Origin of the sequence: Methylibium sp. Root1272 (genome assembly GCF_001425905.1) — a bacterium.
GTDB lineage: Bacteria > Pseudomonadota > Gammaproteobacteria > Burkholderiales > Burkholderiaceae_C > Methylibium.
The window spans coordinates 133592-157825 of the sequence record NZ_LMDY01000014.1 but is presented as its reverse complement, the minus strand read 5'-3'; the positions used below and the strand labels follow the sequence as shown (position 1 = coordinate 157825).

The following is a 24234-nucleotide window of genomic DNA, read 5'->3' as shown; positions in this document are numbered from 1 at the left end:
GCCTCACCCGAACCAGCCGTGCAGGAACCAGCCCCCCGACGAGACATCGCTGGGGTGTTCTCGATAGATCCAGCGCAGCCGGTGGTCGGCGCCCTCGGCCACGTGGTAATCGCGTCGCACCAGCGCGCCGTCGAACCAGCCGGCCTCGATGCGCTCGGCCCGCGAGCACACCCGCAAGGGGCCGCCATGCCGCGGCCGGCCCAGTGCATCGCTGACCAGCGGCAGCGGGAGGGGCAGCAGCCAGAGCGGCCGGGGGGCGGCAGGAGCGGCCGCCGGGATCGCGATGGAAGCAGGGGGGGGCTCGCCGGCCGCTCGGGCGCGCTGCGCGTGCTCGGGCCGGTGATCGGCCTGCGGCACCCAGCGCTGCACGTGGTCGCCCCCCAGCCGCGCGGCCAGCCGGTCGAGCAGCGCGGCGTGCTCGCCATCTTGCCGGCCCGGCGCGGGCAGCAGTTCACCGGGCGTGCCGCCGTGCGGCACGGCGGTTTCCAGCTCGAGCGCGATCTCGTACACCGGCGTGGCGAGCGCATGGCGCTGCAGACGCTCGCGCCACAGCAGCGCGAGCTGGCCGATGTCGCGGCTCGGGGCCGACAGCCGCAAGCGCAGCCGTGTGTCGGGGCGGGGCTCGCGGCCATGCTCGTGGCGCAGTCTCAGCGCCAGCTCCGTGACGGCCTGCCAGCGCAGCTGCAACCAGCCGCGCAAGGCCGGCAGCAGGGCCTCGACCGCGGCGACCAGCACTGCGGCTTCGTCGGCACGTTGCATCAGCTCACGCCGGGCAGTGAAGTGCTCGGGCGGTGCGAACCACGGGCGGGGGTCGGGTGCGTCGCCGTAGCTGCGGTCGAGCGCCAGCCCCAGGTCCACGCCGAGCCGGCGCTGCAGGCCGGCGCGCGGCAGGGCCCGCAACGCACCGAGGGTCTGGATGCCCAGCGCCTGCAGCAACTCGCTCTGACGGGGGCTCGGCGGCAGCAGGCGGGACAGGCTCGCCACCGGCAGCCGGTCCAGCTGCTGAGCGCTGCTCCGGGCTTTCAGCGCATGTGGCCGGGCCAGGCCACTGGTGGCGAACAGCCAGGCGGCGCCGGGGGTCGGCGCACAACCCGTGCGCGCCTGCACACCGCTCGCGTGCGCCAGGGCTTGCGCCCGGTGCAGCAAGGCATGGATGCCGCCGAACAACCGCAGCGTGCTCTGCACCTCGAGCAGCACGCCGTCCGGAGCGAGGCTCAGATGGGGCGTGAGCGCACCGAGCGCCAGGGCCAGTCGCTCGACCAGCGCGGCCTCGCAGGCCCGCTCGCGCGGGATCACGACGAGCTGCGGCAGCAGCGACAAGGCCGTGGCCACGCTCTGCCCGGCCCGCACGCCGAGGGCGTGCGCCGCGCGGTTGGCGCCGAGCAGCACGTGCTGCTCGGCCACCGCCACCGGCAGTGCGGCCTCAAGCCCGGTGTGCGACCAGGGCAGGGCTTGCAGCGGCAGCTGGGGCAGGTAGAGGGCGATCCACAGCATCGTGGGGACTCGTTGCAATCGACGGCGCACGGCGTGCCGATTCCGGCCAGGGAAGGGCCAGTTGCAGGGGCCTCGCCATCGGCGGGCCGCGGCGCTTGAACACGTCGACCGCCAGGGCGTGGCCTGGCAGCGACTGGCAGGCCAGGCGCAGCGGGGCCGGGCTGCTCAGCGAACGGGCCGCGGGCGCCTGCACGGTCAGCAGTGGCGTGAGGCCAGCCTGCGCCGCCAGATGCAGGCGGCGCAACACGGGACGGGCGACCGGCCGTTCACTCCACCACAACACGGCGGCGCAACTGCCGGCGCGCACCGCCTGCTCGGCGGCCCAGGCGGCATCGGTCGGTGTCTGCGGCGCCAGGCACAGCAGCCGCGAGCCGTCCAGGCCGAGGGCCAGCAGTGCGCTCAGGCAAGGCCGACCCGGAGGGGTGATCCAGACCATCTCCTGCGCAGCGTCCTGGCGCTGCCCCAGGCTGCGCAGCCACGGCGCCAGCAACGCCAGCTCGCCGCTGGCCGGCGTGGCCAGCAGTTCGGTCAGGCCGCTCGCAGGCCAGCCGCCGCCCGGCAGCTGCTCGTCGAGCGCCGGCCATCCGGTGGGAAGGGTCGGCAGCGGCGGCCGGGCCAGCGTGCCGGCCCGCCACAGCGCGGCCCCGGGGCGGTCCATGAAGGAGGCCAGGCCGCGCGGTGGCGGCGACGGTGCGGTGGCGGCGAGGTCGGAGAGCATGGCGGAGGAGCGGACGGAGATGAATACTGTACATAAATACAGTATCCATGTGCGCAGTTCCGCCCCATGCGGATCCCCGTCGGCGGAGGACCCCGGGATTGGCTTACGGGTTCATCCGGTGTGCGGCGAGGGTGAAGGCCGGCACGCTCGCGCTTGCATTCCGCACCACACCCTGTCCCAGGAGACATTGATGAGCACCCCCGATACCTGCTGCAGCATCGCGCCTTATTTCAAGGTGGCGCCCGGCAAGCTCGATGAGTTCAAGGCGCTGACAGCGCGCTTCATCGAGAAGACACGCAGCGAGCCCAAGTGCGCGTACTACGCCTTCAGCTTCGATGGCGACGCGGCGCACTGCCGTGAAGGCTATGACGGTGCGGCAGGCCTGCTGGCCCACCTGGAAAATGTCGGTGCCCTGCTGGGCGAGGCACTGAAGATCGCTGAGGTGACGCGGGTCGAAGTGCACGCGACGGCGGCCGACATCGAGCAGTTGCGCGAGCCGCTGAAGGGCCTGAACCCGCAGTACTTCGTTCTTCAGAGCGGCGGGTTGCGCCGCTGAGGCAGGCCCCGGCGGATGAAGCCCATCCTCTGGGCTTCATCTGCCGAGCGCGCGGTTCAGACGCGCTCGAAGATCGCGGCGATGCCCTGACCGCCGCCGATGCACATCGTCACCAGCGCGTAGCGGCCGCCGGTGCGCTGCAGTTCGTACAGGGCCTTGGTGGTGATGATGGCGCCGGTCGCGCCCACCGGGTGGCCGAGCGAGATGCCCGAGCCGTTGGCGTTGACCTTGGCGGGGTCGAGGTCGAGTTCGCGCACCACGGCGCAGGCCTGCGCGGCGAAGGCTTCGTTGGACTCGATCACGTCGAGATCCTGCACCTTGAGGCCGGCCTTCTTCAGTGCGAGTTGCGTTGCCGGTACCGGGCCGATGCCCATGATCTTGGGGTCCACACCGGCATGGGCATAGGCCACCAGACGCGCCAGCGGCTTCAGGCCACCGGCCTTGACGGCCTCGGCACTGGCCAGCACCACGGCCGCCGCGCCATCATTGATGCCCGAGGCATTGCCGGCCGTGACCAGACCGCCGTCCTTCTTGAAGGCGGGCTTCATCTTGGCGAGTGTCTCGACCGTGGTGTCGGCCTTCACGTGCTCGTCGGTGTCGAAGCTCAGCGTGCCCTTGCGGGTGACGATCTCCACCGGCACGATCTGGCTCTTGAAGCGGCCTTCGGCGATCGCCTTGGCGGCGCGGCGGTGGCTCTCGGCCGCCAGCTCGTCCATCATCGTGCGGGTGATGCCGAACTGCTCGGCCACGTTCTCCGCGGTGATGCCCATGTGGATCTTGTGGAAGGGGTCGTGCAGGATGCCCACCGTGTAGTCGACCATCGCCGTGTCGCCCATGCGCGCGCCCCAGCGGACCGAGTTCACGTGGTAGGGGCCGCGCGACATCGATTCGGCGCCGGCGCCGATGGCCAGCTCGCAGTCGCCCAGCAGCACCGACTGCGCCGCCGAGACGATGGCCTGCAGGCCGGAACCGCACAGGCGGTTCACGTTGAAGGCCGGCGTCTCCTTCGACAGCCCGGCGTTGATCGCGGCGACACGGCTCAGGTAGGCGTCGCGCGGCTCGGTCGGGATCACGTTGCCCATCGCCAGGTGGCCGATGCTCCCGGCCGCGGCGCCACTGCGCTCGATCGCCGTCCTGACCGCCAGCGTGGCCAGATCGGCCAGGGGCGTGTCCTTCAGCGTGCCGCCGTAGGTGCCGATGGCGGTGCGCGCGGCACCGACGACGAAGACGTCTCGGGAAGTGGTCATCGCAGGTCTCCTTTTGTGCAGAGCGTCAATTGTGCTCCGGCCTCCCGATGGGGCCCCTACCCGGGCAGGTGGGCCTACAACACGTCCGACGCGTAATCGGCCAGCCGCGAGCGCTCGCCGCGCGCCAGCATCACGTGGCCGCTGTGCGGCCAGCCCTTGAAGCGGTCGACCGCGAAGGTGAGGCCCGAACTGCCCTCGGTGAGGTAGGGCGTGTCGATCTGCGCCAGATTGCCCAGACAGACGATCTTGGTGCCCGGGCCGGCTCGCGTGATCAGCGTCTTCATCTGCTTGGGCGTCAGGTTCTGCGCCTCGTCGATCAGCACGAACTTGTTCAGGAAGGTGCGCCCGCGCATGAAGTTCAGGCTCTTGATCTTGATCTTGCTGCGCACCAGGTCGTTGGTGGCGGCGCGGCCCCATTCGCCGGCGCCCGAGTCGTTCTTGGACAGCACCTCGAGGTTGTCGTCGAGCGCGCCCATCCACGGGCCCATCTTCTCTTCCTCGGTGCCGGGCAGGAAACCGATGTCCTCGCCGACCGGCACGGTCACGCGGGTCACGATGATCTCGCTGTAGCGGCGGTCGTCCATCACCTGCGACAGGCCGGCGGCCAACGTCATCAGCGTCTTGCCGGTGCCGGCGGTGCCGGTGAGGGTGATGAAGTCGCAGTCCGGGTCCATCAGCAGGTTCAGCGCGAAGTTCTGCTCGCGATTGCGCGCGGTCACGCCCCAGATGGCGTTCTTGGCGTGCGAGTAGTCCTTCAGCGTCTTCAGCACCGCGGTCTTGCCGGTGATCTCGGTGACCTTGGCGTACAGCGGCGCGGCGCCCGGGGTCTCGAGGTAGACGAATTGGTTGACCATCAGCACCGGCACCAGCGGGCCGGCGATGCGGTAGAACGTGGAGCCGCCCTGCTGCCAGCTCTCCATCGTCTTGCCGTGGCGCTCCCAGAAGTCGGCCGGCAACGGCAGCACACCGGTGTAGAGCAGGTCGCCGTCTTCCAGCGTCTTGTCGTTGAAGTAGTCCTCGGCCGGCAGGCCCAGCGCACGGGCCTTGATGCGCATGTTGATGTCCTTGGACACCAGCACCACGTCGCGTGCGGGGTGCTGCTCGCGCAGGCCCTGCACCACGCCCAGGATCTGGTTGTCGGCCTTGCCCTGCGGCAGCCCGGCCGGCAGCTTGGCGTCGAGGAAGGTGGTCTGGAAGAACAGCGTGCCGCCGGCTTCCTTGTGGCCGGTCTTCGCGAGCGCCACGCCGGCCGCCGGATCGAATTTCGCGCTGTCGGCGCCGCCGGCCAGCGCGTCGAGCTCGCGGCTGACCTGGCGCACGTTGCGCGAGACCTCGCTCATGCCCTTCTTGTGGCCGTCGAGCTCCTCGAGCGTGATCATCGGCAAGTAGATGTCGTGCTCGTCGAAGCGGAACAGCGACATCGGATCGTGCATCAGCACGTTGGTGTCCAGGACGAACAGCTTGGGCGGGCCGCTGGCGCGCGGCTTGCGCGGGCGCGGTTCCGTGGCGGTGCCGCGGCTGACGGCCTTGACCGGCAGGTAGCCGGCGACCGGGGTCTGCGCCGTGCGCGGCGCGGCGGCCGGTGCCGGCACAGGCGCCTTGGCCGCCGGTGTCTTGGGGTGCGGGTCGAACAGGTCGAGCAGGGCGGGGCCGGGGCTGTCCTGTTTGGTGGCGCGGGTGCCCGGTTTGGGTGCGGCCTGGGAATCGAAGTCGCTGGCGCTGAGGAGGGAGGCTTTCTTGGCGGGCGGTTTGGGCAGGGGCATGGACTTCGAGGGCCTTAAGAAGTGAAAAAGCCGCACAGTCGCCTGTGCGGCTTGCTCGGATGCGGTGAATGACTCACGGGCATGAATCCATTATGCACACTGCATGCCCGACTTCAATCTCCGCTGTGTGACGCCTTGGTTACGTCGGGCTCAGGCAGCCTTCTTCAGCGCCTTGACCGACTTCAGCACCTCGTCGACATGGCCGGCCACCTTGATGCCGCGCCACTCCTCGACCAGCACGCCATTGGGGTCGATCAGGAAGGTGCTGCGCTCGATGCCCTTGACCTTCTTGCCGTACATGATCTTGTTCTTGACCACGCCGAACATGTGGCAGAGCTTTTCCTCGGTGTCGGCGATCAGCTCGAACGGCAGTTCGAGGTTCTGCTTGAACTTGTCGTGCGAGGCCATGTTGTCGCGCGACACGCCGAACACCACCGCGCCCGCCTTGACGAAATCCTTGTGGCGATCGCGAAACTGCATCGCTTCGGTGGTGCATCCGGGGGTATTGTCCTTCGGGTAGAAGTACAGGATGACCGTCTGACCCAGATAGGCCTGGGGCGTGAATTTCACGCCACCGGTGGCCTGCGCTTCAAATTCCGGGAGGGCTTTATTGAGGGCGGGCGTCATGAAGGGTGCTGCTGAGTAGGCGCCTCGAGTAAGGCTAACTGTTGATTATAAAGGCGCTGTCAAGCGATGCCGCCACCCCACACACTGCGGTTGCCCCGCCGCGGCGGCGGGCCGGGCTCACGGCGGATCGATCAGCAGTGCGGCGATCACGCTGCGGCCCTCGGCCACCAGCAGGTTGTAGGTGCGGCAGGCCGCTGCGGTGTCCATCGTCTCGAAGCCGATGCGCCGCTCGATCAGCGGGCGCAGCCATTCGGGGCGAGGAAAGCGCAGTGCACTGCCACTGCCGAACAGCACCAGCTCCGGACCGAGAGCCGCGAGCACCTCGAAATGCTGGGGCCCCAGTGCGTCGAAACGTGCGCCGTGCCAGGGTGTCACATCGCCCTGCCAGGGCAGCACCACGCTGTCGCGCCAGGTGCGCTCGCCGATCTGGACGCTGCTGCGCGTGTAGCCGCTGATCACGTTGGCGACGGCGATGCGGTCGGGCTGCAGTTTCATGGGGCGCGGGAGTGTGGCGGGGCGGGCTCGAAGGCGAGCGCTGTGGTCTAATTTTAGGCTCTGCGCGCAGTGCCGCCGCGGTCGTTCCATTGAGATGCAGGAGTTCTCGTGCCCAAGCCCATCGCCAAGTCCAGCAAGCTCGCCAACGTGTGCTACGACATCCGTGGTCCAGTGCTGGACAAGGCCCGCGCGATGGAAGAAGAGGGCCAGAAGATCATCAAGCTCAACATCGGCAACCTGGCGGTGTTCGGCTTCGATCCGCCCGACGAGATCGTGCAGGACATGATCCGCAACCTGTCGCAGACCGCGGGCTACACCGACAGCAAGGGCCTGTTCGCACCGCGCAAGGCGGTGGTGCATTACGCGCAGGAGAAGTCGATCTCCGGCGTGACGGTCGACGACGTCTACCTCGGCAACGGCGCGTCCGAGCTGATCGTGATGAGCCTCAACGCGCTGCTCGACAACGGCGACGAGGTGCTGGTGCCGGCGCCCGACTACCCGCTGTGGACCGCGGCGGTGTCGCTGTCGGGCGGCAACCCGGTGCACTACCTGTGCGACGAGGCAAGCGACTGGTATCCGGACCTCGACGACATCCGCCGCAAGATCACGCCGAACACGCGTGCCATCGTCGTCATCAACCCGAACAACCCGACCGGCGCGCTGTACCCGGAGAGCGTGCTGCGCGAGATCATCGAAATCGCGCGCCAGCACCAATTGATCATCTTCGCCGACGAGATCTACGACAAGACGCTGTACGACGGCAACACCCACACCAGCATCGCCTCGCTGGCCGATGACGTGCTGTGCGTGACGCTGAACGGCCTCAGCAAGAACTACCGTGCCTGCGGCTACCGCGCCGGCTGGATGGTGGTGTCGGGCGACAAGCGCCATGCCAAGGACTACATCGAGGGGCTCAACATGCTCGCGTCGATGCGCCTGTGCGCCAACACGCCGGGTCAGCTCGCGATCCAGACGGCGCTGGGCGGATACCAGAGCATCAAGGACCTGGTCGCGCCAGGCGGCCGGTTGGCACGCCAGCGCGACATGGCCTACGAACTGCTGAGCCAGATTCCCGGCGTGAGCGTGGTCAAGCCCAAGGCCGCGCTCTACATGTTCCCGCGGCTCGACCCGAAGCTCTATCCGATCCAGGACGACCAGCAGTTCGCCTTCGAGCTGCTGGCCGAGGAGAAGGTGCTGATCGTGCAGGGCACCGGCTTCAACTGGCCTCAGCCCGACCATTTCCGCGTCGTGTTCCTGCCGAACTCCGACGACCTGAGCGATGCGATCGGCCGCATCGCTCGTTTCCTCGACCATTACCGCAAGCGCCACAGCGTCTGACACCGTGTCCGAATTGAAGATGAAACCGATCCAAGTGGGCCTGCTCGGCGCGGGCGTGGTGGCCGGCGGCGTGGTGCAGGTGCTGCGGCGCAACCGGGCCGAGATCCAGCGCCGCGCCGGCCGCGGCATCGAGGTTGCCGCGGTCGCCGCGCGTGACGTGCCCAAGGCGCGCGCGACGCTCGGCAGCGAGGTGGTGCTGACCGACGACTTCGACGCGCTGGTGCGCCGCCCCGACATCGACGTGGTCGTCGAGGTGATCGGCGGCACGACGCGGGCCCGCGAGCTGGTGCTGGCCGCCATCGCTGCCGGCAAGCCGGTGGTCACCGCCAACAAGGCGCTGCTGGCGGTGCACGGCACCGAGATCTTCGCGGCGGCGCGCGAGCGCGGCGTGGCGGTCGGCTTCGAGGCGGCGGTGGCCGGCGGCATCCCGATCATCAAGGCGCTGCGCGAGGGCCTGACCGCGAACCGCATCAACTGGATCGCCGGCATCATCAACGGCACCACCAACTTCATCCTGTCGGAGATGCGCTCCAAGGGCCTGGACTTCGGCACCGTGCTGAAGGAAGCCCAGCGCCTGGGCTACGCCGAGACCGACCCGACCTTCGACATCGAGGGCATCGACGCCGCGCACAAGGCGACGATCATGAGCGCGATCGCTTTCGGCACGCCGGTGCAGTTCGAGCACGCCTACATCGAAGGCATCACCAAGCTGCAGGCGGCCGATATCCGCTACGCCGAGCAGCTGGGCTACCGCATCAAGCTGCTGGGCATCACCAAGCGCCGCGAAGACGCGCAGGGCATCGAGCTGCGCGTGCACCCGACGCTGATCCCGGGCACGCGCCTGATCGCCAACGTCGAAGGGGCGATGAATGCCGTGGTGGTGCAGGGCGACGCGGTCGGCTCGACGCTCTATTACGGCAAGGGCGCTGGTGCCGAGCCGACGGCCTCGGCCGTGGTGGCCGACCTGGTCGACGTGACCCGGCTCATCACCGCCGACCCCGATCACCGGGTGCCGCACCTGGCTTTCCATCCCGATGCGGTGGCTGCCACGCCGATCCTGCCCATCGAACAGGTCGTCACCGCCTTCTACCTGCGCCTGCAGGTGGCCGACAAGGCCGGCGTGCTGGCCAACATCACCCGCATCCTGGCCGACCATGCGATCTCGATCGACGCCGTGCTGCAACGCGAGTCGGCCGAGGGCGAAAGCCAGACCGACCTGATCATCCTGACCCACGACACGCTCGAAGGGAAGATGAACGCGGCGCTGGCGCAGATGCAGGCGCTGCCGACCGTGCTGGCGCCCATCGTGCGCATCCGCAAGGAAGAACTGTCTTGATGGTCCACCCCCATTGCGGCCTCGCCGCTCGCCCTCGAGGGGGCGCCACCATCGGCCCGGCGAAGCCGGAGCCTCGGCGGCTGCTGGAAGGGGCCGTGGCGGCACGCTCGTTGTGAGTCTGAATCGTCCATGAACTACCTCAGCACCCGCGGCGATACCACGCCGCGCGGCTTCTCCGACATCCTGCTCGAAGGCCTGGCGCCAGATGGGGGTCTCTACCTGCCGGAGCGCTATCCGCGTGTCGATGCGGCCACGCTGGCGCGCTGGCGCGGCCTGTCGTACGCCGACCTCGCCTGCGAGATCCTGTCGCTCTACATCGCCGACATCCCCGCCGCTGACCTGCGCACGCTGGTCCGCAAGACCTACACACGCCAAGTCTTCGGCACGGCCGAGATCACCCCGCTGAAGCCGCTGGAGCCGGGCGTCGCGCTGCAGGCCCTGTCGAATGGCCCGACGCTTGCCTTCAAGGACATGGCCATGCAGTTGCTCGGCCAGCTCTTCGAGTACGAACTGGCGCGCCGCGGCGAGACGCTGAACATCCTGGGCGCGACCTCCGGCGATACCGGCAGTGCGGCCGAGTACGCGATGCGCGGCAAGCAGGGCGTGCGCGTCTTCATGCTCAGCCCGCACGGCCGCATGAGCCCGTTCCAGCAGGCGCAGATGTTCAGCCTGCCCGATGCGAACATCCACAATCTCGCGGTCGAGGGCGTGTTCGACGACTGCCAGGACATCGTCAAGGCCGTGTCCAACGACCTGGAGTTCAAGCGCCGTTGGCGCATCGGCACGGTCAACTCCATCAACTGGGCGCGTCTGCTGGCGCAGGTGGTTTATTACTTCGCCGGCTATTTCCAGGCCACGAAGACGAACGACGAGCGAGTGAGCTTCGCGGTGCCCTCGGGCAATTTCGGCAACGTCTGCGCCGGTCATGTGGCGCGCATGATGGGCCTGCCGATCGAGCAGCTGGTGGTCGCCACCAACGAGAACGACGTGCTCGACGAGTTCTTCCGCACCGGCAGCTACCGCGTGCGCGGCGCAGCCGACACGCACGAGACCTCCAGCCCGTCGATGGACATCTCCAAGGCCAGCAACTTCGAGCGCTTCGTGTTCGACCTGCTGGGTCGCGACGCGGCGCGCACCCGCCAGCTGTTCGGCGACGACATCGCACGGCACGGCGGCTTCACGCTGACACCCGCCGAGTTCGCGCGGGTGCGCGAGTTCGGCTTCGTGTCCGGCAAGAGCACGCACGCCGACCGCGTGGCGACCATCCGCGACACGCAGCAGCGCTTCGGCGTCACCATCGATCCGCACACCGCCGACGGCCTGAAGGTGGGCCGTGCATACGCGAAGCCCGGCACGCCGCTGCTGGTGCTGGAGACCGCGCTGCCGATCAAGTTCGCCGCCACCATCCTCGAGGCGCTCGGCCACGAGCCCCCGAGGCCGGCCGGGCTCGACGGGCTGGAGCAGCTCCCCAGGCGCTTCAAGGTCATGCCGGCCAGCGCACCGACGGTGCAGGCCTACATCGTCGAGAATTGCTCGATATGAGGGCTGTCGCCGGATGAAGGTCGTCGGTTTCTGCGGGTACTCGGGTTCGGGCAAGACCACGCTGGTCGAGCAGCTCGTGGCGCGCCTGCGCCTCGCCGGGCACCGCGTCTCCGTCGTCAAGCACGCCCATCACGACTTCGACATCGACCAGCCTGGCAAGGACTCGCACCGCCACCGCGCCGCCGGCGCCTACGAGGTGGTGATTGCCTCCAACCGGCGCCTCGCGAAGATCCGCGAGTACGACATCGAGGCCGATCCGAATCCGCACCAGCTGATCGCCGAGCTGTCCGACGCCGACTGGGTGCTGGTCGAGGGCTTCAAGCATGCCGACCTGCTGAAAATCGAGATCTGGCGTGCCGAGACGGGGCAGCGCGTCCAGTACCCGCACGACCCCTTCGTGGTCGCGATCGCGACCGACAGCCCCGAAGCCCTGCCGTCGCCGACGCTGCTTCCGGTGCTCGACCTGAACGACGCTGATGCGGTGACGGCCTTTCTGCTCTGCCAGGCCGCGCGCCACGACTACCGGTCCCCCTATGACGACGCCGACAACGAAGCCGCCTATGTCGCCCCCGCGGCCGATGCTGAGCCTGCCCGACGCCCTGGCGCGGCTGCTCGCCGGCACGACGGCACTGGCTGAGACCGAGACGGTCTCCAGCTTCGAGGCCCTCGGCCGCGTGCTCGCGGCCGACGTGGCCTCGCAGCTCGACGTGCCGCCGCACGACAACAGCTCGATGGATGGTTACGCGCTGCGCGCGGCCGACGTGCCCCAGCCCGGCACGCTGCTGGCCGTCAGCCAGCGCATCGCGGCGGGGCAGGTCGGTGCGGTGCTGGCGCCCGGCACGGCCGCGCGCATCTTCACCGGGGCGCCGGTGCCGGAAGGCGCCGATGCGATCGTGATGCAGGAGCAGTGCGAGGTGGTCGACGGTGGCGGCGTGCGTGTCCAGATCCGGCCGGCGGCCGGCCAGTGGGTGCGCCGCCGCGGCGAGGACGTGCGCGCCGGCAGCGTGGTGCTGGCGCGCGGCAGCCGGCTCACGCCGCAGGCGCTCGGGCTGGCCGCCTCGGTGGGCGCGGCGGCCCTGAGCGTGGTGCGCCGACCGCGCGTCGCGCTGTTCTCGACCGGCGACGAACTGGTGATGCCCGGCGAGCCGCTGAAGCCCGGCGCCATCTACAACTCCAACCGCTACACGCTGCAGGCGCTGCTGCAGTCGGCCGGCTGCGAGGTCGCCGATCTCGGCATCGTGCCGGACCGCCTCGACGCCACCCGCGAGGCACTGCGCCGGGCCGCCAGCGGCCATGACCTGATCCTCACTTCTGGCGGCGTGTCGGTCGGCGAGGAAGACCATCTGAAACCGGCCGTCGAGGCGGAAGGTCGGCTCGACCTGTGGCAGATCGCCATCAAGCCGGGCAAGCCGCTGGCCTTCGGCGAGCTGCGCTCGGTCGACGGCGATCGGCCGGCGCTCTTCATCGGCCTGCCCGGTAACCCGGTGTCGAGCTTCGTGACCTTCCTGCTCGCGGTGCGCCCGGTCCTGCAGGCCCTGCAGGGCCTGCCGACCTCGGAGCCGACTGGCTGGCCGGTTCGTGCGGATTTCGACTGGCCACGGCCGGATGCCCGGCGCGAGTTCCTGCGGGCCCGGCGCAATGCCGACGGCGGGCTCGAGCTGTTCGGCAACCAGAGTTCGGGCGTGCTGACCTCCGCCGTCTGGGCCGAGGGCCTGATCGACAACCCGCCGGGCCGGGCCATCGTGCGGGGCGACATCGTCCGCTTTCTGCCGTTTGCGGAATTGCTTGCATGAGAGACCTCCCATGAAGGTGCAGTTGCGCTATTTCGCCTCGGTTCGCGAGGCGCTCGGCCCTGGCGAAACGGTCGAACTCGCCGCCGGCACGCGCCTGTCCGGGCTGCGAGACCAGCTCATCGCGCGGGGCGGGCGCCATGCCGAGGCACTGGGCCGCGGCCGCGCCCTGCGCATGGCCTTGGACCAGGCGATGGTCGACGATGAAACCACGCTGGTGCATGAAGGCGCCGAAATCGCCTTCTTCCCGCCGGTCACGGGCGGCTGAGCGGGGCGCAGCCCCTCGGCGTTGTCTTCGAGGGATGGTTCGGCACGCGGGATACACCGATCCTGCGCGGAGTCGCCGGGTATACGCTTTGCAACCAGAACGCAGGGAACTGCGGTCTATGCTGCGGACTCTGTCATTCACCTGCACATGATTCCCATCTCTCGCCCTTCCGACCCCGCGAGTCCACCCGCGGTGAGCGCCCGTCCTGCGGTCGTCGAGCCCCAGCGGCTCCCGTCCGGCACGGCTGTGGGCAGCTTCGTTCTGCAGAAGCTGCAGGCGCGGGACGAGTTCGGCCTGCGCTACCTGGCCACCGCCAGCGCGTCGGGAGGCGAAGTCACGATCGAGGAGTTCGCGCCGGCCGGGGTTTCGCTGCGCGACACGACCGGGCTGCTGCGGCCCCGCTCGCCGGCTCATGCTGCCTTGTGGGAGGAGGGCCTGCAGGCTTTCCTGCAGGAGTCGGAACTGCTCGCCAAGCCCCTGCATCCCGCGCTGATGCGCATCGGCGCGGTGTGGCAGATGCGTGGCACCGCCTACCGGCTGTGGCCGCGTGTCGAAGGGCGCACGCTCGCCGAAGCCTGCGCCGCGATGAACGAGGCGCCGAGCGAGGACTGGCTGCGCCGGCTGATCGGGCCCTTGCTCGATGCGCTGGAGAGCCTGCACGAGGCCGGATGGGTGCACGGCAACGTCCGGCCCGGGCAGATCCTGGTGCAGCCGGACGGCACCCCGATGCTGCTGGACACCGCCGCGGTGCGGACGACGATCGGTGCGCGCCTGCCGCAGCACCCCGCGTGGCCGGAGCCCGGCTTCCGGCCGCCCGAACTGGCCGAGCCGCCGAGCGAGCACGCGCCGGGTCCCTGGTCCGATCTCTACTCTCTGGCCGCCGTGGTGCAGTTCTGCATGAACGCGCCGCGACTGGCAGGGGGCGCCACACCGCAGGCCACCGGCGCTTCGACGGTCGGGCGCTACGCGCATGGCTTCGTGTCGGTGCTCGAGCGTTCACTGGCCGCCGACCCGCGCGAGCGGCCCCAGTCGGTGGCGGCGTTCCGGCGGCAATTGCAGGCGATGGGCGGCGGCGCCGCGGCGGTGGCACGGGAGCCACTGGTCGCACCGGATCGCCGCGGTCTGGCGCTGTCCGACATCCCGGTGCTGACAGCCCCCTTCCAGGATCGCGAAGTGCTGTGGTCGGTGTCCGGGCCGGGCGAGCTCGAGCGCGACAGCCGGCCGCAGGGGCTGGCCGGCCTGCGTTCGGACCCCATGATGCACAGCGCCCCACGAGCGCGGCCTGCGGCGCCAGCCGCGCCGCGTCAGCGTCGCTGGCCCTGGGCGGTGGCCGGCGTGTTGGGCGCCCTGGTCGTCGCAGGACTGGCGACCTACCAGTTGACCGGTTACCCGCCGGTCTCCCGGCTTGCAAGCACGGTGCCCACGCCGGCCACGCTGCCGTCGGCGGAGCAGGATCTCGTGCAACACGATCCGTCCGCCGCAGGCATGGCGGCGCCGGCCGCTGCCGATCCTGTGTTGGCGCCGCTCCCGCAAGCGACCGCCACCCCCGCGCCCCCGTCGCGTCCGCTGGAGCCGGCCGTGGTCAACCCCGGACGCACCACGACCGCGGCGGTGGCGCCCGCTGCGGCGCCGGTGACGACCCGGCCGGAGCGGCCCGCGTCCGCGCCGTCCGCTGTCAGTCCGGCGCCGCCCACACAGGCTCCGGCTGCCGAACTGGCGCGCCGCGAGCCCGTGCCCGGCACTCCGGCCGAAGCCTGCGCGCCACGGACCAATTTCGCGCTGTACCGCTGCATGCAGGTGCAGTGCGAACAGAGCCGCTTCTACGCGCACGCGCAGTGCGTGCGGCTGCGCCAGAACGACGAACTGCCGGGCTGAACGCTCGTGGGCCGCGCACGCGGCCAGGGATGGGGCGGTGCGAGAATCCCGTGCCATGACGACCGGACGCGTGACCATCCAGACGGAGGACTTCGATCTGTCCGCCGAGGTCGCCGCATTGCGCGCCCATCAGCGCGGCGTCGGCGCGGTTGCCAGCTTCGTCGGCACCGTACGCGACCGCAACGACGGCGCTGAGATCAGCCGCATGGAGCTCGAGCACTATCCCGGCATGACCGAGCGTGCGATCGAGGCCATGATCGACGCGGCCTTCGAGCGCTTCGACCTGCTCGGCGCCCGGGTCATCCATCGCATCGGAGCGCTCGAGGTGGGCGAACAGATCGTGCTGGTGGTGGTCAGTTCCGCGCACCGGGGCCAGGCCTTCCAAGCCTGCGAATTCCTGATGGACTACCTGAAGACCCAGGCACCGTTCTGGAAAAAGGAGCAGACGCCGCAGGGCGCCCGCTGGGTCGATGCCCGCGTCGCCGACGACGACGCTCTCCGGCGCTGGGGCATCGCAGCGAACGGCAACGCATGAGCGCCGCCGTCGCCTCGCCGCTGCTGCAGGCGCTGTGCGTCGCGGCCGGCTCGGCGGTCGGCGCGCTGCTGCGCTGGCGTGTCGGCCTGTGGCTCAACCCGGCCTGGAGCGGCTTCCCGCTGGGCACGCTGCTGATCAATGCGTCGGGCGGCCTCGTGATCGGCGCCGCCGCGGCCTGGTTGTCGCAGCGGCCCGACGACCTGCTGCGCCTGCTGCTGGTGACCGGCCTGTGCGGCGGTTTCACCACCTTCTCGGCGTTCTCGCTCGAATCTCTGGTGTTGCTGCAGCGCGGATCCTACGGCATGGCGCTGGGGCACACGTTGGCGCACGTGCTGGGCTCGCTGGCCTGTGCCGCGCTCGGCTGGGCGCTGGCACAGGCCTGGCTCGCAGCCCGCTGAGCGGGCCTGCTTGATGCAGGTCAAGCCGGGCCCCGCTTGAAAAGCCGCACCGCCGGGCCCATCTTCGGTGCAATCCGGAGGAATTTCCCCCATGCGTATCGACAAACTCACCACCAAATTCCAGGAAGCGCTGGCCGATGCCCAGAGCCTCGCCGTCACGCGCGACAACCCCTACATCGAGCCGGCCCACGTGCTGGCCGCGATGCTGGCGCAGCCTGACGGCCCCAAGGCCCTGCTCGAGCGGGCCGGGGCCAACACCGCGGCCCTGAGGACCGCGATGGACGTGGCCCTGAACGGGCTGCCGCAGGTGCAGGGCGGCGGGCAGGGCGTACAACCCGGCCGCGATTTCGTCACCCTGATGCAGGCGGCCGAGCGCGATGCCGCGAAGCGCGGTGACCAGTTCATCGCCAGCGAGATGTTCCTGCTGTCCCTCGCCGATGCCAAGACCGATCTCGGCGGCATCGTGCGCGGCCACGGCCTGACCCGCAAGGCGCTGGAGACCGCGATCGACGCGGTGCGTGGCGGCCAGAAGGTCGACAGCGCCGAGTCCGAGGGCCAGCGCGAGGCGCTGAAGAAGTACACGATCGACCTGACCGAGCGCGCCCGTGCCGGCAAGCTCGATCCGGTGATCGGCCGCGACGACGAGATCCGTCGCGCGATCCAGGTGCTGCAGCGGCGCACCAAGAACAACCCGGTGCTGATCGGCGAGCCCGGCGTCGGCAAGACCGCCATCGTCGAAGGCCTGGCGCAGCGCATCGTGGCCGGCGAGGTGCCGGAGTCGCTCAAGAGCAAGCGCGTGCTGGTGCTCGACATGGCGCTGCTGCTGGCGGGCGCCAAGTACCGCGGCGAGTTCGAGGAGCGGCTCAAGAGCGTGCTGAAGGAAGTGGCGCAGGACGAGGGCCAGACCATCGTCTTCATCGACGAGATCCACACCATGGTGGGCGCCGGCAAGGCCGAGGGCGCGATCGACGCCGGCAACATGCTGAAGCCCGCGCTGGCGCGCGGCGAGCTGCACTGCATCGGCGCCACCACGCTCGACGAGTACCGCAAGTACGTCGAGAAGGACGCGGCGCTCGAGCGCCGCTTCCAGAAGGTGCTGGTCGGTGAACCGAGCGTCGAGGCCACCATCGCCATCCTGCGCGGTCTGCAGGAGAAGTACGAGGTCCACCACGGCGTGGAGATCACCGACCCGGCGATCGTGGCCGCCGCCGAGTTGAGCCACCGCTACATCACCGACCGCTTCCTGCCCGACAAGGCCATCGACCTGATCGACGAGGCCGCGGCCAAGGTCAAGATCGAGATCGACTCCAAGCCCGAGGTGATGGACAAGCTCGACCGCCGGCTGATCCAGCTGAAGATCGAGCGCGAGGCGGTGCGCAAGGAGAAGGACGAGGCCTCGCAGAAGCGCTTCGGCCTGATCGAGGAGGACATCGCGAAGCTCGAGCGCGAGGCGGCCGATCTGGACGAGGTGTGGAAGGCCGAGAAGGCCACGGCCCAGGGCTCGGCGCACCTGAAGGAAGACATCGACCGCATCCGCACGCAGATCGAGGAATTCAAGCGCAAGGGCGACTTCAACAAGGTCGCCGAGTTGCAGTACGGCAAGCTGCCGGAGCTGGAGAAGAAGCTCAAGGACGCGCAGGCCAAGGAGGCCAAGGGCGGGGTCGACGGCAAGCCGACGCTGCTGCGCACGCTGGTCGGCGCCGAAGAGATCGCCGAGGTGGTGGCGCGCGCCACCGGCATCCCGGTCGCCAAGCTGATGCAGGGCGAGCGGCAGAAGCTGCTCGACATGGAGGTGAAGCTGCACGAGCGCGTGGTGGGGCAGGACGAGGCGATCCGCGCCGTGTCCGATTCGATCCGCCGTTCGCGGGCCGGCCTGTCCGACCCGAATCGCCCCACAGGCTCCTTCCTGTTCCTCGGCCCCACCGGCGTCGGCAAGACCGAGCTGTGCAAGGCACTGGCCGGTTTCCTGTTCGACACCGAGGAAGCCATGATCCGCATCGACATGAGCGAGTTCATGGAGAAGCACTCGGTCGCACGCCTGATCGGCGCGCCGCCGGGTTACGTCGGCTACGACGAGGGCGGCTACCTGACCGAGGCGGTGCGCCGCAAGCCCTACAGCGTGCTGCTGCTCGACGAGGTCGAGAAGGCCCACCCGGATGTGTTCAACGTGCTGCTGCAAGTGCTGGACGACGGCCGTCTGACCGACGGACAGGGCCGCACGGTGGATTTCAAGAACACCGTGATCGTGATGACCAGCAACCTCGGCTCTCACCTCATCATGCAGATGGCTGGGCAGGACCCGGAGCTGATCCGCGAGGCGGTGTGGGGCGAGCTGAAGGCGCACTTCCGGCCGGAGTTCCTGAACCGCATCGACGAGACCGTGGTGTTCCATGCGCTCGACGCGCAGCACATCGAGGCGATCGCCGGCATCCAGCTCAAGGCGCTGGAGGCGCGTCTGGCCAAGCTGGACATCCGGCTCGAGGTGTCGGCGGCGGCGCTGTCGGAGCTGGCGAAGGTGGGCTTCGATCCGGTATTCGGTGCGCGGCCGCTGAAGCGGGCGATCCAGCAGCGCATCGAGAACCCGCTGTCGAAACTGCTGCTGGAGGGCAAGTTCGCGCCGAAGGACGTGGTGCCGGTCGACGTGGACCCGATCCGTTCGCCGGGCGAGTTCCACTTCGGGCGCGTGGTCCACTGAGTCTCGACCGGCCGACCGGCCCGCCTCGGCGGGCCCGGCCGCACGGCTCGCTCAGCCGCGCGGCAGCCGGGCTGCGAGCAGCAGCGCGTCGTCGAGCCGGCGCAGCTGCAGCAGCATCAGGGCCAGCGAGACGTGGGGCTTGTCGAGCACGACGTGCAGCGCCGCGCCCGGGTGCCCGGGTAGCGGTCGCAGCAGCAGGTGGTGCTGGCCGAGGGTGACCGACATGTCGGGTACCGCCGCACCCAGCCCGAGGGCACGGCTGGCGCTCATCATCGTGGCCAGCACGGAACTGCCGTGGCGCCCCAGCTCATCGGGGCCCGGCCGTGCGCCTGCGTGGCCGATCGGCTGGCCGGTCATGATGTCGAAGGCGCAGGCACTCACGACGCCGGTGAGCTGGCTCAGGTCGTGCAGATAGCGTTCGAGCGGCTCGTCGTGCGTCGGTGAGGGTGCGCCGACCACCGGCATCGGGATCGGCGCCGTGGTCGCAGCGCGGGCCGCGCTGGCGTTGGCCGCCGTGGCCGCGGCAGCGGCCGTGGATCCGGTACCCAGCAGCGGCAGCGAGGCCACATCCTGGCCGGGCTTGGTCTGGCGCTGCCAGGCATTCCACGCCAGGCAGAGCTGCCCCCAGACGTCGGCCGGGCGGGTGACCTGGGCCGTGGGCGTGGCGTCCAGCGCGGTGGCCGCTCGGAACTTGGCCACCTCGGCCGGCAGCGCCGCCCCCGCGCTCAGCGGCATGAAGAGCATGCGGCGGCAGATCCAGCCGCCGCGCAGCACGGCCTCGCGCCACGGCGCCAGCGCCGTCGTCAGCGCATGGGCCGGCAGATCGCCGACCATCATGATGCCCAACCGGGCACGCCCCAGCAGCACGCGTCCGAGGGTCTGGCGGGTGTGGGTGTCGGCGTCGACCTCGGTGCTGTAGAGCCGCACGCTGCGGCCGTTGGCCGCGGGGCAGTCGACGTATTCGATGGTGGCCAGCACGGTGCCGGCACCGTTGCGCCGCACCACCAGCCGCTGCACGGCACGCTGGCTGGCCGCTGCGATGCCGCCCAGCAGCTTGCGCGAGGCCGAGGTGCCCAGGTCGTGCACCGCCACGAACTCCGGCTGCAGGTGGTCGAACTGCTGCGTCATCGCATCGGCCGGCTCGCACGCGACGAACAGTTCGCGCACGCCATTTCCGACCGCTCGACCGATGTCCTGCGCGTCGTCCGTTTGCGCCGCGGTACCCGCCTGGCCATTGGCGAAGCGCGGCGAGATCTGCGTCAGCACGCGCGTCGATTCCCAGTCGTGCGCGGCCGGCGGCGAGGTCGGCGGCCGGCTCGATCGGCTGTGGGGGTCGGAGGAAAAACTCATGGACAACGCCAGGCTGAGCAGCGATCCGGAGTGAATGTCACGAAGTGTAATGCGCACCCTGAGGGCGATCGGGCCGATCTTTCCACCCGGCCGGCATGGCAGGGGCCGTCGATAGAATCCGAGCCAGATGGCGCGCCGCTGCGGTGCGTCCGGTCCTGAAACTGCCGACATGCCGACCCGCCACGAAGCTGCGTCCCCGTCTCCCGTGGTGATCATCGGCGCGGGTCTGGCCGGCCTGACGGTGGCGCTGCAATTGGCCCCGACCCATCCGGTCGTGGTGCTCGCGAAGCGCAACCTCGACGAGGGCGCCACGGCCTGGGCGCAGGGCGGCATCGTCGGTGTGCTGGGCAGCGACGACAGCATCGAGAGCCATGTGCGAGACACGCAGGAGGCGGGAGGTGGCCTGGTCGACGAGCACACCGCGCGCTTCATCGCCCAGCACAGCGCAGAGGCGGTCGAGTGGCTGGTCGAGCGCGGCGTGCCGTTCTCGCCCGACCCCGCAGGCCCGCTCGGCCTGCACCTCACCCGTGAGGGCGGTCATGCAGTGCGGCGCATCGCGCACGCCGCCGACGCGACCGGCAAGGCCATCCACGACGTGCTGCTCGACGAGGTCAAGCGCCATCCGAACATCACACTGCGCGAGCGCTGGATGGCGGTCGACCTGATCACCTCGCGGCATCTCAAGACCGACGGCTCGCCGCGCTGCTACGGCGTCTACGCGCTCGACATCGACCGCCAGCGCGTCGAGACACTGCCGGCCGCGGCGGTGGTGCTGGCCACCGGCGGCGCCGGCAAGGTCTACCGCTACACGACCAACCCCGACACCTCCACCGGCGACGGCATCGCGATGGCCTATCGGGCGGGTTGCCGCGTCGGCAACATGGAGTTCGTGCAGTTCCACCCCACCTGCCTCTACCACCCGCAGGAGCGCAGCTTCCTGATCACCGAGGCGCTGCGCGGTGAAGGCGGGCAGCTCAAGCTGCCGGACGGCACACGCTTCATGGCGGCCCACGACGAGCGGCTCGAACTCGCGCCGCGCGACGTGGTCGCCCGCGCGATCGACTTCGAGATGAAGAAGCACGGCCTCGACCACGTGTGGCTCGATGCCACGCACCTCGGCGAGGCCTTCCTGAAGTCGCACTTCCCGACCATCTTCGCGCGCTGCCTCGCGCTCGGCATCGACATCTCCAGGCAGCCGATCCCGGTGGTGCCGGCCGCGCACTACACCTGCGGCGGCGTGGTCACCGACCTCGACGGTCGCAGCGACCTGCCGGGGTTGTATGCGGTGGGCGAGACCACCTACACCGGCCTGCACGGTGCCAACCGGCTGGCCAGCAACTCGCTGCTCGAATGCGTGGTGCTGGGCAAGACCTGCGCCGAGCACATCCTGTCGCAGCACGAGAGCGGTCGCCCGATCCTGCCGGCCTGGGACGAAAGCCAGGTCGAGAACGCCGACGAGCAGGTCGTCATCTCGCACAACTGGGACGAACTGCGGCTGCTGATGTGGAACTACGTCGGCATCGTGCGCACCACCAAGCGCCTGGAGCGGGCGCTGCATCGCATCAAGCTGCTGCGTAGCGAGATCGACGACTATTACGCCAACTTCCGCGTCACGCGCGACCTGCTCGAACTGCGCAACCTCGTCGATTGCGCCGAGCTCATCGTGCGTTCGGCGCTCAGCCGCCACGAAAGCCGCGGGCTGCACTACAGCCGCGATTTCCCGCAGACGCTACCGGTCAGCTTCCCGACCATCCTGACGCGCAAGCCCAAGCGCAAGGCCGCGCCCTGGGCGGCCTGAGCCGCGCGCGGCTCGGGTTCAGGCACGCGCCCGCATCGCGGTGCGCGCCTGCACGAACTCGAACGCGAAACCGACCGCGCTGGACACCAGGCGCTCGGCCAGCAGCCGTTCCTTCTCGCTCTGGTAGAAGACCAGATCCACCTCGTGGCGGATGTAGCGTGCGGGCAGTCGGTTCAGTGCCACGCAGGCCACGTCCGGCAGCAGATCGTCGCTGATCAGCGGGTAGTGGTCGCGCCACGTGCGCACGGCCTCGAACACCGCGCGTTCCTGGTAGTTGCGGATGCCCGCGAATTCGGAACTCATGGTCTGATTGTCACGAGCGTGCAGCGCCGGCAAATGCCGAATTGCGCGGCAGAGCGCCCGCTTTTCGCCCGGCGAGGCCGGTGCTCAGGCGGTGCCGAGCACGCGCATCGAGTAATCGGTCGCCGTCACGTCCTTGGTCAACCGGCCGATCGAGATGCGGTCCACGCCGGTGGCGGCGATGTCGCGCACCTGATCCAGCGCGACGCCCCCCGACACCTCCAGCAGCGCGCGGCCCGAGTTCGCCGCCACCGCCTCGCGCATCTGCGACAGGTCGAAGTTGTCGAGCAGCACGCTGACGGCGCCGTGGTCCAGCGCCTCGCGCAGTTGCGCTAGGGTCTCCACCTCGATCTGGATGTCGACACCCGCGTTCAGCTCGCGCGCCGCCGCCAGCACCTGCGCAATGCCGCCGGCCGCTGCGATGTGGTTCTCCTTGATCAGGATGCCGTGCCACAGCGCCAGCCGCTGGTTCTGGCCGCCGCCGGTGCGCACCGCGTACTTCTGCGCCTGGCGCAGGCCGGGCAGGGTCTTGCGGGTGTCGAGGATGGCGCAGCCGCGCGGGTTCGGCGAGGCCCCGGCGATCGCGTCGACGTGGCGCCGCGTCAGTGTCGCGGTGGCCGACAGCAATTGCAGGAAATTGAGCGCCGGCCGCTCGGCGGCCAGCAGCGCGCGGGCGTCGGCCTCGATCTCGCACACCAGCGTGTCGGCGTCCATGCGCGCGCCCTCGGCGTAGTGCCACTGCACGTCGGCCTGCGGATCGAGTGCGACCACGCAGTCGAAGAACCAGTGTCGGCCGCACAGCACCGCCGCCTCGCGCACCAGCACGCGCGCGCGCACCCGCCGGCCTTCAGGCACCAGGCGGCCTGTCCAGTCGGCGCGGCCGAGGTCCTCGAACAATGCATCGCGGACATTGCGCGCACGCGCCTCGTCGAGCGTCTCGTTGATGTCGAAGGAAAGCATCACGCGGCACCGATGTTGGGGACGAAGCCGCGAGCCGGCTGGCTGATCGCCCCGGGATTGGCCTTCACGAAGTCCAGCATGCGCTCGATGCAGCCCAGCGCCTGCGCGCGGGTCGGTTCGGGGACGGTGATGGAGCCAGTGCCGCGCTCCAGGCAGTCGACCACGCCCTGCAGCGCGTTCATTGCCATCCACGGGCAGTGCGCGCAGCTCTTGCAGGTGGCGCTGTTCCCGGCGGTCGGCGCTTCCAGCAGCGTCTTGCCCGGCGCGAGCTGGCGCATGCGGTGCAGGATGCCGTTGTCGGTGGCCACGATGAAGGTCTGGCGCTCACTCTGCACCACGGCGTTGAGCAGCTGCGAGGTCGAGCCCACCACGTCGGCCAGCTCGACCACGCGCTTGGGCGATTCCGGGTGCACCAGCACCAGCGCGTCGGGGTGCTCCCGCTTCATCAGCTCGAGCTCGAGGCCCTTGAACTCGTCGTGCACGATGCACTCGCCCTGCCACATCAGCATGTCGGCGCCGGTGTGCTCGGCGATGTAGCGGCCCAGGTGCCGGTCGGGCGCCCACAGCACCTTCTTGCCCTGCGCATGCAGGTGCTCGACGATGGCGACGGCGCAGGAACTGGTCACCATCCAGTCGGCGCGCGCCTTCACCGCTGCGCTGGTGTTGGCGTAGACCACCACGGTGCGATCCGGATGGGCGTCGCAGAAGGCGGCGAAGTCCTCGGGCGGGCAGCCCAGGTCGAGCGAGCAGGTCGCGTCGAAGTCGGGCATCAGCACGGTCTTCTCGGGCGACAGGATCTTGGCGCTCTCGCCCATGAAGCGCACGCCGGCCACCACCAGGGTCTGCGCCGCGTGGTCGCGCCCGAAGCGCGCCATCTCCAGCGAGTCGGAGACGCAACCGCCGCTCTCCAGCGCCAGGTCCTGCAGGTCGCCGTCGACGTAATAGTGCGCCACCAGCACGGCATTGCGCTCGGCGAGCAAACGCCTGGCACGCGCCTTCAGCTCATCGCGGCGCGCCGGCGTCAGCGGCTCGGGCACCTTGGCCCAGGCCTGCGAGGTGCAGCTGGCGCCGGTGGCGTCCTGCTTGGTGAAGTCGTAGAGGATCTGTTGGGTCATTCTCGAGCTGTTCAGAAGTGGTCGAGGGCTGTTT

22 protein-coding genes are annotated in these 24234 nt (G+C 69.8%); 12 read left to right on the top strand and 10 right to left on the bottom strand.

Features of this window, described 5'->3' with window-relative positions; genetic code table 11:
• Nucleotides 1-3: 3 nt before the first annotated feature.
• Nucleotides 4-1494, bottom strand: coding sequence for a DNA polymerase Y family protein (locus ASC67_RS13230; protein ID WP_056321439.1), 1491 nt, complete (start codon nt 1492-1494; stop codon nt 4-6).
• A complete protein-coding gene (gene imuA / locus ASC67_RS13225) occupies nt 1424-2212 on the bottom strand; it encodes a translesion DNA synthesis-associated protein ImuA (RefSeq protein WP_056321434.1) in 789 nt (262 codons plus the stop codon). The genes ASC67_RS13230 and imuA overlap by 71 nt, the downstream gene beginning before the upstream one ends.
• Before the next feature lie 190 nt (nt 2213-2402).
• Here imuA and ASC67_RS13220 point away from each other — a divergent pair, with 190 nt between their 5' ends.
• A complete protein-coding gene (locus ASC67_RS13220) occupies nt 2403-2768 on the top strand; it encodes a putative quinol monooxygenase (protein ID WP_056321430.1) in 366 nt (121 codons plus the stop codon).
• Between the two features lie 56 nt (nt 2769-2824).
• On the opposite strand, the gene ASC67_RS13215 is transcribed toward ASC67_RS13220, so the two are convergent.
• The 4 genes from ASC67_RS13215 to ASC67_RS13200 form a co-directional block, all read right to left on the bottom strand.
• The gene (locus ASC67_RS13215) at nt 2825-4015 is read right to left on the bottom strand and encodes an acetyl-CoA C-acyltransferase family protein (protein ID WP_056321425.1); all 1191 of its coding nucleotides are present in this window, start codon (nt 4013-4015) and stop codon (nt 2825-2827) included.
• A gap of 74 nt (nt 4016-4089) precedes the next feature.
• Entirely contained in the window at nt 4090-5778 is a 1689-nt protein-coding gene (locus ASC67_RS13210) for a PhoH family protein (protein WP_056321421.1), read from the bottom strand.
• Between the two features lie 150 nt (nt 5779-5928).
• Nucleotides 5929-6405 (bottom strand): peroxiredoxin, encoded by a 477-nt coding sequence (locus tag ASC67_RS13205; RefSeq protein ID WP_056321414.1) that lies wholly within the window; start codon nt 6403-6405, stop codon nt 5929-5931.
• A 117-nt stretch (nt 6406-6522) separates the two neighbouring features.
• Nucleotides 6523-6900 carry an Mth938-like domain-containing protein gene (locus ASC67_RS13200; RefSeq protein ID WP_056321411.1) on the bottom strand — a complete coding sequence of 126 codons (378 nt, stop codon included), beginning with the start codon at nt 6898-6900 and terminating at the stop codon, nt 6523-6525.
• 108 nt (nt 6901-7008) lie between these two features.
• Here ASC67_RS13200 and ASC67_RS13195 point away from each other — a divergent pair, with 108 nt between their 5' ends.
• The 10 genes from ASC67_RS13195 to clpB all read left to right on the top strand — a co-directional run bounded on the left by ASC67_RS13195 (nt 7009) and on the right by clpB (nt 18677).
• Nucleotides 7009-8238 (top strand): pyridoxal phosphate-dependent aminotransferase, encoded by a 1230-nt coding sequence (locus ASC67_RS13195; protein ID WP_056321407.1) that lies wholly within the window; start codon nt 7009-7011, stop codon nt 8236-8238.
• A 19-nt stretch (nt 8239-8257) separates the two neighbouring features.
• A complete protein-coding gene (locus ASC67_RS13190; RefSeq protein WP_056321403.1) occupies nt 8258-9574 on the top strand; it encodes a homoserine dehydrogenase in 1317 nt (438 codons plus the stop codon).
• A 129-nt stretch (nt 9575-9703) separates the two neighbouring features.
• Nucleotides 9704-11116, top strand: coding sequence for a threonine synthase (gene thrC / locus ASC67_RS13185; RefSeq protein WP_056321400.1), 1413 nt, complete (start codon nt 9704-9706; stop codon nt 11114-11116).
• A complete protein-coding gene (mobB, locus tag ASC67_RS13180; RefSeq protein ID WP_404932881.1) occupies nt 11103-11753 on the top strand; it encodes a molybdopterin-guanine dinucleotide biosynthesis protein B in 651 nt (216 codons plus the stop codon). Before thrC ends, mobB begins: the two co-directional genes overlap by 14 nt.
• The gene (glp, locus tag ASC67_RS13175) at nt 11695-12909 is read left to right on the top strand and encodes a gephyrin-like molybdotransferase Glp (protein ID WP_404932880.1); all 1215 of its coding nucleotides are present in this window, start codon (nt 11695-11697) and stop codon (nt 12907-12909) included. Before mobB ends, glp begins: the two co-directional genes overlap by 59 nt.
• Nucleotides 12910-12919: 10 nt before the next feature.
• On the top strand, nt 12920-13174 hold the full coding sequence (locus ASC67_RS13170) for a MoaD/ThiS family protein (protein WP_056321389.1): 255 nt from the start codon (nt 12920-12922) through the stop codon (nt 13172-13174).
• Between the two features lie 192 nt (nt 13175-13366).
• Entirely contained in the window at nt 13367-15049 is a 1683-nt protein-coding gene (locus tag ASC67_RS13165) for a hypothetical protein (protein WP_162245634.1), read from the top strand.
• A 55-nt stretch (nt 15050-15104) separates the two neighbouring features.
• Complete coding sequence (locus ASC67_RS13160; RefSeq protein WP_056321385.1) at nt 15105-15584, top strand: molybdenum cofactor biosynthesis protein MoaE; 480 nt, start codon at nt 15105-15107, stop codon at nt 15582-15584.
• Nucleotides 15581-15982: a fluoride efflux transporter CrcB gene (gene crcB, locus ASC67_RS13155; RefSeq protein ID WP_056321382.1), complete on the top strand. Its 402-nt coding sequence runs from the start codon at nt 15581-15583 to the stop codon at nt 15980-15982. The genes ASC67_RS13160 and crcB overlap by 4 nt, the downstream gene beginning before the upstream one ends.
• 91 nt (nt 15983-16073) lie before the next feature.
• Entirely contained in the window at nt 16074-18677 is a 2604-nt protein-coding gene (clpB, locus tag ASC67_RS13150) for an ATP-dependent chaperone ClpB (RefSeq protein WP_056321379.1), read from the top strand.
• A gap of 51 nt (nt 18678-18728) precedes the next feature.
• Here clpB and ASC67_RS13145 read toward each other — a convergent pair whose 3' ends face one another.
• Nucleotides 18729-20027, bottom strand: a complete 1299-nt coding sequence (locus tag ASC67_RS13145) for a hypothetical protein (RefSeq protein ID WP_056321378.1) — start codon at nt 20025-20027, stop codon at nt 18729-18731.
• A 169-nt stretch (nt 20028-20196) separates the two neighbouring features.
• Here ASC67_RS13145 and nadB point away from each other — a divergent pair, with 169 nt between their 5' ends.
• Nucleotides 20197-21825, top strand: coding sequence for an L-aspartate oxidase (gene nadB, locus ASC67_RS13140; protein WP_056321375.1), 1629 nt, complete (start codon nt 20197-20199; stop codon nt 21823-21825).
• Nucleotides 21826-21843: 18 nt separating this feature from the next.
• On the opposite strand, the gene ASC67_RS13135 is transcribed toward nadB, so the two are convergent.
• The 3 genes from ASC67_RS13135 to nadA form a co-directional block, all read right to left on the bottom strand.
• Nucleotides 21844-22128 carry a late competence development ComFB family protein gene (locus ASC67_RS13135; protein WP_056321371.1) on the bottom strand — a complete coding sequence of 95 codons (285 nt, stop codon included), beginning with the start codon at nt 22126-22128 and terminating at the stop codon, nt 21844-21846.
• 84 nt (nt 22129-22212) lie between these two features.
• Nucleotides 22213-23085, bottom strand: coding sequence for a carboxylating nicotinate-nucleotide diphosphorylase (nadC, locus tag ASC67_RS13130; RefSeq protein ID WP_200946939.1), 873 nt, complete (start codon nt 23083-23085; stop codon nt 22213-22215).
• On the bottom strand, nt 23085-24200 hold the full coding sequence (gene nadA / locus ASC67_RS13125; RefSeq protein WP_056321368.1) for a quinolinate synthase NadA: 1116 nt from the start codon (nt 24198-24200) through the stop codon (nt 23085-23087). The genes nadC and nadA overlap by 1 nt, the downstream gene beginning before the upstream one ends.
• Nucleotides 24201-24234 lie beyond the last annotated feature (34 nt).

Bases quoted from the DNA above. Each gene is read 5' to 3' on its own strand.
- clpB (WP_056321379.1), top strand. From the start codon at position 16,074: ATGCGTATCGACAAACTCACCACCAAATTCCAGGAAGCGCTGGCCGAT.
- ASC67_RS13220 (WP_056321430.1), top strand. From the start codon at position 2,403: ATGAGCACCCCCGATACCTGCTGCAGCATCGCGCCTTATTTCAAGGTG.
- ASC67_RS13215 (WP_056321425.1), bottom strand. From the start codon at position 4,015: ATGACCACTTCCCGAGACGTCTTCGTCGTCGGTGCCGCGCGCACCGCC.
- ASC67_RS13170 (WP_056321389.1), top strand. From the start codon at position 12,920: ATGAAGGTGCAGTTGCGCTATTTCGCCTCGGTTCGCGAGGCGCTCGGC.
- ASC67_RS13135 (WP_056321371.1), bottom strand. From the start codon at position 22,128: ATGAGTTCCGAATTCGCGGGCATCCGCAACTACCAGGAACGCGCGGTG.
- glp (WP_404932880.1), top strand. From the start codon at position 11,695: ATGCTGAGCCTGCCCGACGCCCTGGCGCGGCTGCTCGCCGGCACGACG.
- ASC67_RS13210 (WP_056321421.1), bottom strand. From the start codon at position 5,778: ATGCCCCTGCCCAAACCGCCCGCCAAGAAAGCCTCCCTCCTCAGCGCC.
- nadC (WP_200946939.1), bottom strand. From the start codon at position 23,085: ATGCTTTCCTTCGACATCAACGAGACGCTCGACGAGGCGCGTGCGCGC.
- imuA (WP_056321434.1), bottom strand. From the start codon at position 2,212: ATGCTCTCCGACCTCGCCGCCACCGCACCGTCGCCGCCACCGCGCGGC.
- nadA (WP_056321368.1), bottom strand. From the start codon at position 24,200: ATGACCCAACAGATCCTCTACGACTTCACCAAGCAGGACGCCACCGGC.
- nadB (WP_056321375.1), top strand. From the start codon at position 20,197: ATGCCGACCCGCCACGAAGCTGCGTCCCCGTCTCCCGTGGTGATCATC.
- thrC (WP_056321400.1), top strand. From the start codon at position 9,704: ATGAACTACCTCAGCACCCGCGGCGATACCACGCCGCGCGGCTTCTCC.
- crcB (WP_056321382.1), top strand. From the start codon at position 15,581: ATGAGCGCCGCCGTCGCCTCGCCGCTGCTGCAGGCGCTGTGCGTCGCG.
- ASC67_RS13145 (WP_056321378.1), bottom strand. From the start codon at position 20,027: ATGAGTTTTTCCTCCGACCCCCACAGCCGATCGAGCCGGCCGCCGACC.
- ASC67_RS13190 (WP_056321403.1), top strand. From the start codon at position 8,258: ATGAAACCGATCCAAGTGGGCCTGCTCGGCGCGGGCGTGGTGGCCGGC.
- ASC67_RS13200 (WP_056321411.1), bottom strand. From the start codon at position 6,900: ATGAAACTGCAGCCCGACCGCATCGCCGTCGCCAACGTGATCAGCGGC.
- ASC67_RS13230 (WP_056321439.1), bottom strand. From the start codon at position 1,494: ATGCTGTGGATCGCCCTCTACCTGCCCCAGCTGCCGCTGCAAGCCCTG.
- ASC67_RS13205 (WP_056321414.1), bottom strand. From the start codon at position 6,405: ATGACGCCCGCCCTCAATAAAGCCCTCCCGGAATTTGAAGCGCAGGCC.
- ASC67_RS13160 (WP_056321385.1), top strand. From the start codon at position 15,105: ATGACGACCGGACGCGTGACCATCCAGACGGAGGACTTCGATCTGTCC.